Source organism: Nonomuraea aridisoli (assembly GCF_003236395.1).
GTDB lineage: Bacteria > Actinomycetota > Actinomycetes > Streptosporangiales > Streptosporangiaceae > Nonomuraea > Nonomuraea aridisoli.
Genome location: NZ_POUD01000023.1, coordinates 22,243 through 35,987, shown reverse-complemented (window position 1 = coordinate 35,987; position 13,745 = coordinate 22,243). Strand labels below are relative to the sequence as shown.

The 13,745-nt window shown below is 71.7% G+C and carries 15 protein-coding genes and 1 tRNA gene; 8 read left to right on the top strand and 8 right to left on the bottom strand.

Annotation, left to right across the window (positions count from 1 at the left end; all coding sequences use genetic code 11):
• The first annotated feature begins 103 nt into the window (after positions 1-103).
• Positions 104-1,018: a DMT family transporter gene (locus C1J01_RS08600; protein ID WP_235854335.1), complete on the top strand. Its 915-nt coding sequence runs from the start codon at positions 104-106 to the stop codon at positions 1,016-1,018.
• On the opposite strand, the gene C1J01_RS08595 is transcribed toward C1J01_RS08600, so the two are convergent.
• On the bottom strand, positions 951-2,081 hold the full coding sequence (locus C1J01_RS08595) for an FAD-dependent monooxygenase (protein WP_111177850.1): 1,131 nt from the start codon (positions 2,079-2,081) through the stop codon (positions 951-953). The two genes, C1J01_RS08600 and C1J01_RS08595, sit on opposite strands and share 68 nt — an antisense overlap.
• Before the next feature lie 81 nt (positions 2,082-2,162).
• On the opposite strand from C1J01_RS08595, the gene C1J01_RS08590 reads away from it, so the two are divergent.
• Entirely contained in the window at positions 2,163-2,720 is a 558-nt protein-coding gene (locus C1J01_RS08590; protein WP_235854334.1) for a TetR/AcrR family transcriptional regulator, read from the top strand.
• 6 nt (positions 2,721-2,726) lie between these two features.
• On the opposite strand, the gene C1J01_RS08585 is transcribed toward C1J01_RS08590, so the two are convergent.
• Both C1J01_RS08585 and C1J01_RS08580 read right to left on the bottom strand, forming a co-directional pair.
• A complete protein-coding gene (locus tag C1J01_RS08585) occupies positions 2,727-3,347 on the bottom strand; it encodes a VOC family protein (RefSeq protein WP_111177848.1) in 621 nt (206 codons plus the stop codon).
• Positions 3,348-3,367: 20 nt separating this feature from the next.
• A complete protein-coding gene (locus C1J01_RS08580) occupies positions 3,368-3,949 on the bottom strand; it encodes a GNAT family N-acetyltransferase (RefSeq protein WP_111177892.1) in 582 nt (193 codons plus the stop codon).
• Positions 3,950-4,065: 116 nt separating this feature from the next.
• Here C1J01_RS08580 and C1J01_RS08575 point away from each other — a divergent pair, with 116 nt between their 5' ends.
• Genes C1J01_RS08575 through C1J01_RS08565 form a run of 3 tightly spaced genes read left to right on the top strand, consistent with a single transcriptional unit; the run spans position 4,066 to position 7,471 of the window.
• Positions 4,066-5,268: an acyl-CoA dehydrogenase family protein gene (locus C1J01_RS08575; RefSeq protein WP_111177846.1), complete on the top strand. Its 1,203-nt coding sequence runs from the start codon at positions 4,066-4,068 to the stop codon at positions 5,266-5,268.
• The gene (locus tag C1J01_RS08570; protein WP_111177844.1) at positions 5,265-6,431 is read left to right on the top strand and encodes an acyl-CoA dehydrogenase family protein; all 1,167 of its coding nucleotides are present in this window, start codon (positions 5,265-5,267) and stop codon (positions 6,429-6,431) included. Before C1J01_RS08575 ends, C1J01_RS08570 begins: the two co-directional genes overlap by 4 nt.
• Entirely contained in the window at positions 6,428-7,471 is a 1,044-nt protein-coding gene (locus C1J01_RS08565; RefSeq protein ID WP_111177842.1) for an acyl-CoA dehydrogenase family protein, read from the top strand. Before C1J01_RS08570 ends, C1J01_RS08565 begins: the two co-directional genes overlap by 4 nt.
• On the opposite strand, the gene C1J01_RS08560 is transcribed toward C1J01_RS08565, so the two are convergent.
• Positions 7,442-8,032, bottom strand: a complete 591-nt coding sequence (locus C1J01_RS08560) for a TetR/AcrR family transcriptional regulator (protein WP_111177840.1) — start codon at positions 8,030-8,032, stop codon at positions 7,442-7,444. The two genes, C1J01_RS08565 and C1J01_RS08560, sit on opposite strands and share 30 nt — an antisense overlap.
• Before the next feature lie 172 nt (positions 8,033-8,204).
• On the opposite strand from C1J01_RS08560, the gene C1J01_RS08555 reads away from it, so the two are divergent.
• Positions 8,205-8,975: a nuclease-related domain-containing protein gene (locus C1J01_RS08555; RefSeq protein WP_111177838.1), complete on the top strand. Its 771-nt coding sequence runs from the start codon at positions 8,205-8,207 to the stop codon at positions 8,973-8,975.
• A 3-nt stretch (positions 8,976-8,978) separates the two neighbouring features.
• Here C1J01_RS08555 and C1J01_RS08550 read toward each other — a convergent pair whose 3' ends face one another.
• Positions 8,979-10,352 (bottom strand): vWA domain-containing protein, encoded by a 1,374-nt coding sequence (locus C1J01_RS08550; protein ID WP_111177836.1) that lies wholly within the window; start codon positions 10,350-10,352, stop codon positions 8,979-8,981.
• Positions 10,345-11,184 carry an AAA family ATPase gene (locus C1J01_RS08545; RefSeq protein ID WP_111177834.1) on the bottom strand — a complete coding sequence of 280 codons (840 nt, stop codon included), beginning with the start codon at positions 11,182-11,184 and terminating at the stop codon, positions 10,345-10,347. Before C1J01_RS08545 ends, C1J01_RS08550 begins: the two co-directional genes overlap by 8 nt.
• Before the next feature lie 101 nt (positions 11,185-11,285).
• Between C1J01_RS08545 and C1J01_RS08540 the strand changes: the two genes are divergently transcribed.
• Positions 11,286-11,359, top strand: a tRNA-Lys gene (locus C1J01_RS08540).
• On the opposite strand, the gene C1J01_RS08535 is transcribed toward C1J01_RS08540, so the two are convergent.
• The gene (locus C1J01_RS08535) at positions 11,325-12,617 is read right to left on the bottom strand and encodes a hypothetical protein (RefSeq protein ID WP_111177832.1); all 1,293 of its coding nucleotides are present in this window, start codon (positions 12,615-12,617) and stop codon (positions 11,325-11,327) included. The two genes, C1J01_RS08540 and C1J01_RS08535, sit on opposite strands and share 35 nt — an antisense overlap.
• Before the next feature lie 345 nt (positions 12,618-12,962).
• Positions 12,963-13,397 (bottom strand): hypothetical protein, encoded by a 435-nt coding sequence (locus C1J01_RS49015; protein ID WP_146615502.1) that lies wholly within the window; start codon positions 13,395-13,397, stop codon positions 12,963-12,965.
• Between the two features lie 60 nt (positions 13,398-13,457).
• On the opposite strand from C1J01_RS49015, the gene C1J01_RS08530 reads away from it, so the two are divergent.
• Positions 13,458-13,724, top strand: a complete 267-nt coding sequence (locus C1J01_RS08530) for a hypothetical protein (protein ID WP_111177830.1) — start codon at positions 13,458-13,460, stop codon at positions 13,722-13,724.
• Positions 13,725-13,745: the final 21 nt, after the last annotated feature.

Below are 13,745 nucleotides of genomic sequence, written 5' to 3'. Positions count from 1 at the left end.
TCAATCTAAAGAATGATTCTGGAAGCTCATTGACCTCATAAGCTGAGGCAATGCTCCTGGAAGGATCCCTGCACCTGCGCGGGCCGCGATGACCTGGGCCGGCATGCTGATCGCCCTCGTCGGGGCACTGGGATACGCGCTCGGCGCGGCACTGCAGCAGTACGAGGCCGTGGCCGAGGGCGCGTCGCTCCGGCTGGTCCGGCGCCCGCGCTGGTGGGTGGGCGGCGTCATCAGCTTCAGCGGCGCCTGCCTGCACGCCGTGGCGCTGAGCCTCGCCCCGCTGGTGGTCGTCCAGCCGATCAGCGTGGCGACGCTGGTGTTCGCCGTGCCGCTGGCCGCGTTCATGTACGGGCGAAAGCCCTACCGGGCGGAGATCCTCGGGTCCGTCGCCGTGGCCGTGGGCCTGCTCTGGCTCATGCTGCTGGTGCCCTCGCACAACGTCCCGCCCCACCTGGGCGACGGCGCGGCGCTCGGGTTCGTGGCCGTGATCGTCGTGATCGCGCTGGTCACGCAGCTGCTCGCGCGCCGCGTCCACGGCTCGGCCAAGGCCATGCTGCTGGCGGTGGGGGCGGGCGTCATGACCGCGAGCGTGTCCACGTTCGTCCGGGTGGTCGGGGGCGGGATGCAGGGCGACTGGGGACGGCTGCTGCACTGGTTCACCCTCGCCGTCCCCGTGCTCCTGGTCTGCGCGGTGGTGCTGCTGCAACGCTCGTACGCCGTGGGCTACTTCGGCATCGCCTACGCCGGCGTCCAGGTCATCGACCCCATCACCTCCGTGCTCGCCGGGGCGATCCTGCTCGGCGAGCCGCTGCCCACCAGCCCGTCCACCGCCGTGCCCGCCCTGATGGCCGCCGCCCTGACCGTGGCCGGCACGATCACCCTGGGCCGCCTCGCCCCCGACCACGGCGCCCCCGACGCCCGGCCGGTCGCGCCGCCGCTGGAGCGCACGGTCACGCTGCCGCCGGTGGACGCCAGCGCAGCACCTCGTCCATCGACCGCAGCATCAGATCTGGCCTGACCCGGGCGGCCGTCGCGATGCCGGTGTCGCGCAGCCACACGGCCAGCGGGTTGCGCAGCTTGGAGAACCGGCACAACGTCATCGACCGCTGGACGACCTTCATCGTCCGCTCCAGGCGGTCCGCGGTGTAGGCGGTCAGGTCGCCGCCCGCGTGGTGCGCCAGCACGACCGCGTCCTCGATCGCCTGGCAGGCGCCCTGCCCGAGGTTGGGCGCCATGGCGTGGGCGGCGTCGCCCACCAGCGCCACCCGGCCCCGGTGGTAGGCCGGCAGCGGCTCGGCGAAGGAGTAGATGTCGCCGCGGATGATCCGCGCCGGGTCGGCCGCCTCCAGCAGCGCCGGGATCGGATCGTGCCAGTCGCCGAACCGGCGCAGCAGCTCCTCCCGCTCGTCCCGGAGTACGGTCCCGGCGGGCAGCACGTCGGTCGCGTACACGTAGACGACGTCGCCGGCCAGCTGGTGGATGCCGAAGACCGTGCCCCTGCCCCAGCTCTCCGACCTCGGGACGCTCAGCCCGCCGCGGGGGATGAGCGCGCGCCACGCGGTCACGCCCGAGTACACGGGCCCGGGATGGCAGGGGAAGAGCGCCCGCCGGGTGGCCGAGTGGATGCCGTCGGCCGCCACGACCAGGTCGGCGTCGAGCTCGCCCGCGTCGGTCCGCACCACGCCCCGCTCGGCGTCCACACCGGTCACGGTGACGCCGAGGCGCAGGCGGTCGCCGCCGAGCGCGCCGGCCAGCACCTCCAGCAGCGCGGCCCGCAGCAGGATCACCACCGAGTCGCCGTACTGGGCGTCGGCCTGCTCCTCGGTGGTCTGCACCAGCGGGCGGCCGTCGGAGCGGCGCAGCGCCATGGGGCCGTCCGCCGTGGCCAGGGCGCGGATGTCGTCGCCGAGACCCAGGACGTCGAGCGCCTTGAGCGCGTTGGCCGCGACCGCCAGGCCCGACCCGACCGGCTCGATCGCCGGGGCGCGCTCCAGCACGGTCACCTCCCACCCCTTGCGCCGCAGCGCCACCCCGGCGGCCAGCCCGCCGACCCCTCCGCCGATCACCACAGCCCTGGCCATCGCGCCCCTCCTTACTACGTCTGTAGTTCAACGATACTGCGGCTGTAGTGCGGTCTGACTACCCCTGTAGTATCGGCTCCCGTGAAACGCTCCGACCTCGTCGCCGACACCGCCATCACCCTGCTGGCGGAGAGAGGCATGCGCGGCCTCACGCACCGGGCCGTCGACGAGGCCGCGGGCCTGCCGCCCGGCTCCACCTCCAACCTGGCCCGTACCCGCGCCGCCCTCCTGGAGCTCACCCTGTCGCGGCTGACCGAGCTGGAGGAGGCGGCCCTGGCGGTGGCGTACGAGACGCGCGACCTGACCTCGCTGCCCGCCCGCATCGCCGAGGCGGTGCATATCCAGGTACGCGACCGCAGGCGCACGCTCGCCCGCTACGAGCTGGCGCTGGAGGCGACCCGCCGCCCCGAGCTGCGCGAGATCTACGACCGCGCGGGCCGCCGCTTCCGCGACCCGGCCGTGGCCATGCTGGCCGCCCTGGGCTCCCGCGACCCCGTACGCCACAGTCGCCAGCTCGTCGTGTACGCCGAGGGGCTCATGTTCGACGCCGTCTGCGGCGCCGGCGCGGTGCCGACCCTGGAGGAGATCCGCGCCGCCATCGACGACCTCCTCGCCGGCATGCTCGGCCCGCTCGCGTAGCCCGCGTCAGGCCAGGGTGACGGGGCCGTTCTTCCCGGACAACACGGCCGTCAGCCCCGCGTTCGGGCCCTCCTCCAGGTCGAGCCGGACGTCCAGGGCCGCCAGGTCCCGCCGCACGGCCTCGGGGTCGGGGTGGCCGGCGCGCAGCGACATCAGGTCGACCACCGCCAGCCCGGCGTCCGCCGGATGCCGCGCCCCGCCCCAGTCGATGAGGAACGGCACCAGCCCGGAGTGCCCCGCCCGCTGCGGCGGCGTCAGCCGCCACCTCAGCAGCTCGCCCTCCGGCGTACGGCGCGACATCTCCTCCGGCTCGCCCGGGTCGTAGCCGCGCTCCCGCGCGCGAGCGGTCACCGCGTCGATGTCCCGCACCGCCACCGCCCAGCCCGTCAGATGCGGCGCCGTCAGCGTGTCGATCCCGAACGGCCGCGGCCCGGCCGGCGCCTCCTGCTCGGGATCGGGCCCCACGATCTCCAGGTAACTCCGGCCGCCCAGCCCGATCAGCCGGTTGCGGGTCCCGAAGCCCGGGTGCCGCCCGCCCGGCGCGGCCCGCACGCCCAGCAGCCGTTCCAGCTCGGCCGCGGTCGCCTCCAGGTCAGGGGTGGCGTAGACGAGATGATCCAGGCTCATCTCTGCATTGTGCCCGGCGGTCAGCGCCCTTCCCGCAGCCGGGCCCGGTGCGCCGGCCACTCGTCGTCGAGGATGCCGAAGCAGACCGTGTCGCGCCACGTGCCGTCCGGCCGCCGGCGGTGGCGGCGCAGCGTGCCCTCGTGCACGCCGCCGATGCGCTTGATGGCGTTCTGCGACCGGACGTTGCGCACGTCCGTCTTGAGCAGCACGCGGTTGTAGCCGCAGGCGAAGGCGTGGTCGACGAGCAGCACCTTGCAGGCGGTGTTCACCGCCGTGCGCCACACCGCCCGGCCGTACCACGTCCAGCCGATCTCGACGCTCGCCTCGAATCCGGGCACGTCGCCGTACGTCGTCCAGCCCACCGCCCGGCCGCTCTCCTTCGGCACCACCGCGAACGGGACGTGCCGGTCGTCGTCCATCAGGCCCCGCGCGATCTTCGCCAGCTCGGCCTCCGTGGCCGGCGCCGCCGCCGGCAGCCAGCGCCAGACCTCCTCGTCCCCGCCCCCGGCCGCGAACAGGTCGGGAACATGGTCGAGGGACAGCGGCTCCAGACGTACGACGTCGTCCTGGAGCACCACGGGCGCGGGCAGCTTCTCGGTCATGACGGCCACCCTAGGGAGCCGCATGGTGTGCCGTTGATGGCCACCTGCACCTTTTTACGGGGAACCACCTGACTTCATGGTCGACACTCATACCGGCCGGTCGGTAGGCTCACCGCATGGACTTCGCCTTTGACAGCGTCACCGAGGACCTGCGCGAGCGACTGCTCCGCTTCATGGACGAATGCGTCTATCCCGCCGAGGCCGCCTTCGAGGAACAGGCCGCCACCAGTGGCTGGAGCCCGCCCCCGCTGCTCGACGACCTCAAGGACGAGGCCAGGAAGCGCGGCCTGTGGAACCTGTTCCTGCCCGGGGACCACGGCGCCGGCCTGACCAATCTCCAGTACGCCCCACTGGCCGAGATCATGGGCCGAAGCCCCTCCATCGCCCCCGTCGCCACCAACTGCGCCGCCCCCGACACCGGCAACATGGAACTGCTGGCCATGTTCGGCAGCGAGTGGCAGCGCAAGGAATGGCTGCAGCCGCTGCTCGACGGGGAGATCCGCTCGGCGTTCGCGATGACCGAGCCCGACGTGGCCTCCTCGGACGCCACCAACATCGCGACCTCCATCGTCCGCGACGGCGACGAGTACGTCATCAACGGCCGCAAGTGGTTCATCTCCGGGGCGATGAACCCCAACTGCAAGATCCTCATCGTCATGGGCAAGACCAACCCCGACGCGCCCAAACACCGGCAGCAGAGCATGATCCTGGTGCCCCGCGACACCCCGGGCGTGCACATCAAGCGCGGCATGCACGTCTTCGGCTACACCGACGCCGACCACGGCGGCCACGCCGAGATCCTCTTCGAGGACGTCCGCGTGCCGGCGGAGAACCTCATCGGCGAGGAGGGCGGCGGCTTCGCCATCGCCCAGGCCCGGCTCGGCCCCGGCCGCATCCACCACTGCATGCGCCTGATCGGCATGGCCGAGCGCGCCGTCGAGCTCATGTGCCGGCGGGCCCTGGCCCGCACGACGTTCGGCCGGCCGGTGGCCGAGCAGGGCGTCGTCCAGGACTGGATCGCCGAGTCCCGCATCAGGATCGAGCAGTCCCGGCTGCTCGTCCTCAAGACCGCCTGGCTCATGGACACGGTGGGCAACCAGGGCGCCCACACCGAGATCCAGGCCATCAAGATCTCCACTCCCATCACCGTCGAGTGGATCCTGGACAAGGCCGTCCAGGTGCACGGCGCGGGCGGCGTCTCCCAGGACTTCCCCCTGGCGGCCCTCTGGGCCGGCGCCCGCTCCCTCCGCCTGGCCGACGGCCCCGACGAGGTGCACAAACGATCCCTGGCCTATCGCGAGCTGAAGAGGTACATGTGAACGAAGCGGAGATCAAGGAGCGGGTGGCGGCGTTCCTGGCGGAGCATGATCCGGCCGGGGACCGGCTGGAGTTCCTGCGGGCGCGGTTCGACGCCGGGCTGGCCTGGGTGTGGTTCCCCGAGGGGCAGGGCGGGCTCGGCGCGCCGCGGGAGCTGCAGCAGGTCGTGGAGCGGGAGCTGGCCGACACCCCGCGTCAGCTGCACGCCGGGATGCTGGCCATCGGGCTCGGGATGGCGGCGCCGACGATCCTGACGTTCGGCACGGAGGAGCAGAAGCGCCGGTTCCTGCGCCCGCTGTGGACCGGCGAGGAGATCTGGTGCCAGCTGTTCAGCGAGCCCGGCGCCGGCTCCGACCTGGCGACGCTGGCCACCAGGGCGGTCAGGGACGGCGACGAGTGGGTGGTCGACGGGCAGAAGGTGTGGACGTCCGGCGCCCACCACTCCCGCTGGGCCATCCTGGTGGCCCGCACCGATCCGGACGTGCCCAAGCACCGCGGGCTGACGTACTTCGTCTGTGACATGCAGGCGCCCGGCGTGGAGGTGCGGCCGCTGCGGCAGATCACCGGCGAGGCCGAGTTCAACGAGGTGTTCCTGACCGGCGTACGGCTCCCCGACGAGCTGCGGCTGGGCGCGGTCGGCGACGGCTGGCGGGTCGCGCAGACCACGCTGATGAACGAGCGCGTCGCCATCGGCGGCGGCCCGGCGCGGCGCGGCGGCGGCATGGTGGCTCCGGTGGTCGAGGCGTGGCGGGAGCACCCCGAGCTGCGCACCCACGATCTGCACCAGCGGCTGCTGGAGCTGTGGGTGGAGACCGAGGTCACCCGCCTGTCGGGCGCGCGGCTGCGTGAGCAGCTGGCGGCCGGTCAGCCGGGCCCGGAGGGGTCGGGGATGAAGCTGTCCTTCGCCCGGCTGAACCAGGCGGTGACCGGGTTCGACCTGGAGTTCCGGCGCGACCTGGGTTACGACGACTGGGCGTTCCGCCGTTCGGAGAACGTCGACTTCTACGGCCGTGGCCCCGGCTACCGCTACCTGCGGGCCAAGGGCAACTCCATCGAGGGCGGCACGTCGGAGATCCTGCGCAACATCGTCGCCGAGCGGGTGCTCGGCCTGCCCTCGGAGCCCCGCGTCGACAAGGACGTGCCCTGGAAGGACCTGCCGCGATGACCCTCCTGTATTCGGAGATCGAGGAGGAGCTCAGGTCCTCCGTGCGTGACCTGCTCGCCGACCGCTGCCCGCCCGCCGCGGTGCTGAAGCGCGTCGAGTCCGATCCGCACGACCTCGATCTGTGGAAGACGCTGGCCGGGGAGATCGGCGTGGCGGGGCTGCTGGTGCCCGAGGAACTGGGCGGCGCCGGGGCCACGGCGAGCGAGGTGGCCGTGGTGCTGGAGGAGCTGGGCCGGGCGGTCGCGCCGGTGCCGTTCTTCACCAGCTCGGTGCTGGCCACGCGGGCGCTGCTGCCGACCCGTGACGCGCTGCTGGGCGAGCTGGCCGAGGGGCGCAGGACCGCCGCGCTGGTCGTGTCGTTCACGGCCTCGCCGTACGCGCCGTCGCGTGGCGCGTCGGTGTCCGTCGACGACGGCCGGCTGTCGGGCACGGTCACCGGCGTGGCCGGGGCGGACGTGGCCGACGTGCTGCTGGTGCCGGTGGACGGCGACCTGTACGCGGTCGAGGGCGCGTCGGTGCGGGTGGTGCCCTCGCTCGACCTGACCAGGCCGATCGCGACGGTCACGTTCGACCGGGCGCAGGCCCGGCGGGTGGGCGCCTGTGACGTGGCGGCGGTGCTGCGGTTCGGGGCGGGGCTGCTGGCCTCGGAGCAGCTGGGGGTGGCCGAGTGGTGCCTCGACACGACGCTGGCCTACGTCAAGGAGCGGCACCAGTTCGCCCGGCCGATCGGGTCGTTCCAGGCGATCAAGCACCGGCTGGCCGACCTCTGGCTCGACGTCGTACGCGCCAGGGCGGCCGCCAGGAACGCGGCCTCCGACCCGTCGTCGATCTCGGTGGCGGTGGCCCAGTCGTGGAACGCCGGTGTGGCGCTGCACGCGGCCGAGGAGGCGCTGCAGCTCCATGGCGGGATCGGGATGACGTGGGAGCATCCCGTGCATCTGTATCTCAAGCGCGCGAAGGCCACCGAGATCGCGCTGGGCACGCCCGGCGACCATCGGGAGGCGCTGGCCTCACTCGTCGACGTCCCCGGCCCCGAGTGAGGTGAGCAGCAGGTCGGCGAAGTGTTTGCCCACCTGGGCGCCGGTGAGCGGGCCGTCGGCGTGGAACCAGGTGCCCAGGTGGTGCACCGAGCCGAAGAAGTAGTCGACGACGAGGTCGGCCGGGACGCGGTCGCTGAAGATGCGGGCGCGCTGGCCTTCCGCGACGAGGTCGCGGAAGCGTTCGTGGTAGCGGCGGCGTTCGGCGCGCACGCTCTTCTGCGTCTCGGGGGCGAGCAGGTGGATCGACCGGAAGAAGATCTTGGAGTCGTCGAGGTTGGCGGCCGTCGTCTCCACGACGTCGGCCGCGGCCCGGTGCAGGCGCTGCTTGAGGCTGCCGGGGCCGTCGGCGATGCGGGTCAGCCGTTCCATCTGCATGCGCAGGACGCGGGCGTAGATCTCGTGCAGCAGGTCGTCCTTGGAGTCGAAGTAGTGGTACATGGCGCCCTTGGTGACGCCCGCCGACACCACGATCTCCTGCACCGAGGTGGCCTCGAACCCGCGATCGGCGAACAACCGGGTCGCTTCGGCGAGAATCCGCTGCCGTACCGGTTCGTCTTTCACATCGTCCCCCTAGTCACCGGCCTTAGCATACCGACTAGTCGGTTGATGGCCTTGCGGGTTCTAATTCCGTCACCTTAGGCTCGCCTTGGTTGGTGAGCGGGTATCACTTGACCGGCGAGGGATCTTCGGCGTGGCAGATCCCGCACTCTTCTACTCTTTCGGGGAGTTTGCGGTGCCCGGTGGCTCTATCTACGTGCAGCCCAACGAGAAGTACACAGGGTCTTCCCCGCAGTGGTGGTACGAGAAGTTCTGGCGCGAGGACGCCTCGAACCGGCGTAAATACCGGATCGCCAAGGCCGCCGTGGGGTTCGTGGTCGGTGTCGCGTTGGGGCTGAGGTTCGGTCTCACGGGCGAGTCGGCCCTGGTCGGCCTGGTGCTCGCGGCGATCGTGGCGGCGGTGGACTGGTATCTCGACTGGCGCTCCTTCCACGCGACCGCGGTGTGGCGGGGCGCGCGCAGCGGTGAGGCGATCACGGGCCGCCTGCTGCGCCGGTCGCTCGGCCGGCTGGGCTACCGCGTCCTCGACGGGCGCGCGATCCGCGGCCAGGCGTCCATCGACCATCTCGTGATCGGCCCCGGCGGCGTCTGGATCGTCGACAACGAGTCGTGGAGTCCCGACACCGAGATCGCCTGTTACGCCGGGCGGCTGTTCCTGGGCGAGAAGTACGGCACCAAGGTCGCCAAGCCCCTGGTCGAGCAGGCCGAGGCGTTCTCCGAGCTGCTGACGCGGGAGGCCGGCGTCGCGGTGTCGATCACGCCCCTGCTGGCGGTGCACTGCGGGGTGCTGCCGAGGCGCGGCGGGATCGTCCGGGCCGAGGGCCTGACTCTGCTGCGGCCCCGGTCGGCGGCCAGGCTGATCAAGGCCGCCGACCGCGACGTGCTCACCGCCGAGCAGATCGAGCTGCTCGCCCGCACCGCCGCGAGGGAGCTGCAGCGCGTCTGAGGCTCAGGCGAGGGTCTCGATGAACGCGCTCAGCTGGGCGACGTTGCGGCACTCGTACATCGGGACGACCGTCCCGTAGTCGCTCGCGACCGAGTCGCCGGTGTCCCACTGCTGACGGGGCTCGGGATTGAGCCAGTACGTGTGCCGGCAGCCCTTCGCCAGCGACCTGAGCACGTCGAGGGCGGGCGGCTGGTAGTTGGAGCGGGCGTCGCCGAGGATCAGCAGCGACGTCTTCGGGCCGATCGCGTCGCCGTAGCGCTCGGCGAAGCGCTCCAGCGCGTGCCCGTAGTTCGTCCGCCCGAAGCGCACCATGTCGGCCTCGTTCACCAGCCGGGTCATGGCCTCCACGACGTCGGCCCCCGGCTGGAAGAACCGGGTGATCTCGTCCACGGTGTCGACGAAGCCGAACGCCCGCACCTTCGTGAACTGCTCGCGCAGCGCGTACGTGAGGAGCAGCGTGAAGTGGGCGAACGACGAGACCGAGTCGCTGGTGTCGCAGAGGATCACCAGCTCCGGCTTGTGCGGGCGCGGCGGCCTGAAGTGGGTGGTCAGCGGCACGCCGCCGCTCTGCAACGAGGCGCGCACGGTCTTGCGGAAGTCGAGCCGCCCGCGCTTGCCCTTGCGGTGCTTGATCGTCAGGCGGGCGGCCAGCCGCCGGGCCAGCGGATGCACCTCCTTGCGCAGCCGGGCCAGGTCGGCCTTGGTGACGCGGAGGAAGTCGATCTGGTCGAGTGGCGGGCGCACGGCCGAGCGGGCGATGCGCTCGATCCCGGAGTCCTCGGCGATGCGGCGGCGCACGTCGGTGGCGACGGCGTCCTCGAAGCGCCGCAGGTTGGTCTCGACCCTCTGGCGCACGGTCTTCTCGGCCAGCCCACCGCGCTCGCGGCCCTGCAGCACCTCGCGCAGGATGGTCGCCATCAGCGTCTCCGGCGACAGGGCGCGCATGACGCTGTAGGAGAACCAGTTCTGCCGCCCGGGGCCCGCCTGCTGGCGGCCGAAGCGCTCCACCATGTCCTGGGCGAACTCGCGCAGCTCCTGGTCGGTGGACTCGGTCAGCAGCCCCGCCAGGTGGGCGCGCAGCTCGCTGACGGACGCCGTACGCGGATCAAGGTCTTGGTCGGGGCGCGCGGTGGCCAGGCCCGTCGTGGAGGCCGGGAACCACAGGTCGAACAGCACGTCGAAGCCCGGCCGGTAGGCCGGCTTCTTGACCAGCGTGGCCGCGTAGGCGGCCCGCAGCGACTCGCGGTCGGCCAGCTCGATCACGCGCAGGGCGTGCGCGGCGTCCAGCCCCTCGGCCAGCGACACGGGCACCCCGGCCTCGCGCAGCGCGTGCACGAAGCCGACGTGCCGGTCGACCAGCGAACCGGTCTCAGGCACTGGGGAGCCCCAGCTGCTTGACCGCCCGCTCCTGGTCGGACGAGTGCTTGAGCACGACGCCGAGCGTGCCCGCCACCGTCGCCTCGTCGAGGTCGTCGCGCCCGAGCGCCAGCAGCGTGTTGGCCCAGTCGACGGTCTCGGCCACCGACGGGGCCTTCTTCAGCTCCAGCGAGCGCAGCGTGGCGACGGTGCGGGCGAGTTGCTCGGCGAGGTCGGCGCGGATGGTCGGCACCTGGGCGAGCACGATGTCGCGCTCCCGCTCCGGCGTCGGGTACTCGATGTGCAGGTAGAGGCAGCGCCGCTTGAGCGCCTCCGACAACTCGCGGGTGGCGTTGGAGGTCAGCACGACGTACGGGCGGCGCCTGGCGACGATGGTGCCGAGCTCGGGGATGGTCACCTGGAAGTCCGACAGCAGCTCCAGCAGCAGGCCCTCGACCTCGATGTCGGCCTTGTCCATCTCGTCGATGAGCAGCACGGTCGGGCTCTCGGCCCTGATGGCCTTGAGCAGGGGCCGTTCCAGCAGGAACTCCTCGCCGAAGATGTCGTCGTCGGCGCTGGTGGCCTGGATGCGCAGCAGCTGCTTCTTGTAGTTCCACTCGTACAGCGCCCTGGCCTCGTCGAGACCCTCGTAGCACTGCAGGCGGACGAGGTCGGAGCCGGTGGCCTGTGCCACGGCCTTGGCGAGCTGGGTCTTGCCGACTCCCGCCGGCCCTTCCACCAGCAGCGGCTTGCCCAGCGCCGCGGCCAGGAACACGGAGGTGGAGATGGCGTCGTCGGAGAGGTAGTCGACGGCGGCGAGCCGCTCCGTCACGTCGGCGGGGGAGTCGAACATCAATGCTCCTGTCGTTCGGGCCGAACTTTATTCTAGCGGGTGATGTCCGCCGGATTCCGATTCGACCAGGATGCGGATCACCGGTATATTCCTTCCTGCCAGCGCCGCTAGCTCAGTTGGTCAGAGCAGCTGACTCTTAATCAGCGGGTCCGGGGTTCGAGTCCCTGGCGGCGCACCCGATCTTCGATCAGGGCTTTCCCGCTCACCGCGGGGGAGCCCTCAGTCGTTTCCACGACCGGCGGGACGATCTGTGTGGCCGCCGTCAGCGACGCGGCCGCCTCGACCGTCATGAGCCCGGCGGCGGCGATCACCCTGAGCTTCCCGCCCAGCCTGACCAGCAGCGCCGCGAGCGCGAGCAGCAGGAGCGCCGCGTACGTCGCGGACCACAGCCGCAGGTTGCTCCGGTCCGCGACGAGGAAGCCGATCTCGGGGAAGTCGAACGGTGTGTAGGAGGCCGTCCACAGGCGCTCGCCCGCGTAGAGCTGCGTCCCGGCGGCGGCGAGACAGGTCAGCAGCACCGCCCCGAGCACCGTCCGGAGTTGCGGGTCCGGGCGGGCCCGCACGGCGAACACCAGGGCGGCGATCATCAGCGGCGCCGCCATGCACGCCAGCGGGCGGCCGTAGGCGAAGCCGGCCACGGTGCCGTCGTCCGGCGCGGCGGCGGAGGTGGCCAGGGCGATGCCCGCCACGGTGACCAGGACGATCACGGCGAGCGTGCGCAGCGGCTCCGCCCCGCCGCGCCGGAACGCCAGGGCGGCGAGCACGATCAGCCCCACGCCGCCCAGCCCCCAGGTGGCGACGGACAGATACCAGAGCTTCCCGGCGCTCAGGCCGAACGTCCAGGCCAGCCCGTCGAGCGTCGTCAGGCGGGTGAGCAACTGATCGCCGAGGGGGAGCGTGTCTCGGCGGGCGGCCGGCAGGCCGTTCGTCGTCCAGGCGGCGAACACGCCGGCGAGCAGCGTTCCTCCCGCGAATATCGGCACGCGTGAGCGCCGCACCGCCAACACGCACAGAAAGGCCGCCTGGACGAGGGCGATGAGATAACCCCGTGAATCCATGGAGAAAGCGATGACGGCGATGCCGCTGGAGGCTGTTTCGTACGCGCGGCTGTTTTTCCGAGAAAGCGATTCGTGGATCGCGAACAACCAGGCCAGGACGACGACCGGGAGCACCGCGTCGGTGAGCGCGAAACCCGAGTAATACACGATCAGGGGGAGCAGGGCGATGAGGTGCCCGGCCAGATGGGCCGGGCCGTTCGACAGGCCCAGCCGGCGCAGCGCGGCGTAAGCGAGGATCAGCAGGGCCGAACTGATCACCGCGTTGACGGCGAGCGCGATGCGGTGACTCGTCGCCGGATCGTCGCTCAGCCAGAAGGCCGGGGGGACGAGGAGCGGGGTGGTCGAGTGCGCCGACAGCAGCAGGCGGAAGGCCACCTGGGCGAGCCAACCGGCGGCCAGCAGCCATGCCCGGCGATGCCTGCCGAATATCCCTGCCTTCTCGAGCTCTCTTTCTCGCGGAATTCGCGTGTGAGAACGCAAGGTGGTGTTCGCGCTCATCGGACCCCCGTCTGCCGGCCGAGCGATCGGGCGATACCGTATATCGCGCCGTACGTGTCGTTGGTGAGCGGCGGGGCCGGCATTGTCGGGGCTTGGTGGGGTGATTGCCGGGCCCTTGTCGCATTCTTCTTGTCGCCGCATTCAGCCGGTGTGTGTAATCGGGCGTGCGTGCGCACAACGGGTTATATGTTCTTAGAACGCTGATTACCGTCTGGTTGCGCGTCATCCAAGATCGTTTCGCGGGTCGGCGCGCAGGCTGGCTTCATGGAAGTAGTCGCTCACGCGCTGGCGGCGCTGTTGACCTTCGCGCCCGCCACGCCGTTCTCCAGCGCCCTGTCCAGCTCCGCGCAATGCGCGAATCACCACAATGTCGAAGGCCGGCACGCCGGGCTCTCCGCGGCCGTGTCCTGCGCACCACCACCGGTGCAGCCCGACCAGTCCACCCAGCCCGGCAAGCCCGTCCAGCCTGGCCAGCCCGGCGAGCCCGCTCAGCCCGGCCAGCCTGCTGAGCCGGGCAAGCTCGTCCAGCCCGGCGAACCCGGACAGCCCGGTCAGCCCGGTCAGCCTGCTCAGCCCGGTGAGCCCGCTCAGCCTCAGCCCGGAACGACCGGGTCCGAAGGGCCGACCGGTCCTGAAGGCGTTACCGGACCGGCGCAAGAAGCCCCGGACGCCACCGGGTCCGCCGCTCCGCAAGACCCCGCGGCTCAGCAGGCGCCGATGGTTCGTTCGTCCGTCCAGAAGCTCCCGTCCACCGGCGCCGCGGTCGCCCCGCCTCCCGGTGAGTCGACCTACCGGATCAGCTGCCCGGCGGGCGCGAGAGGCTTCGGCTACACCATCCGGGGCGCCGCCGCCGATCACGGCAACATCGCCGTCACCCGCGCCGATCAGCTGAGCTCGGGGGAGTGGCTGGTGGCCGTCAACGTGCCGGCCACGGGACCGGGGACCGCCACCTTCAGGCCGTGGGTCAACTGCGCGGACGACTAACCGGATGACCTGACCCGCGGG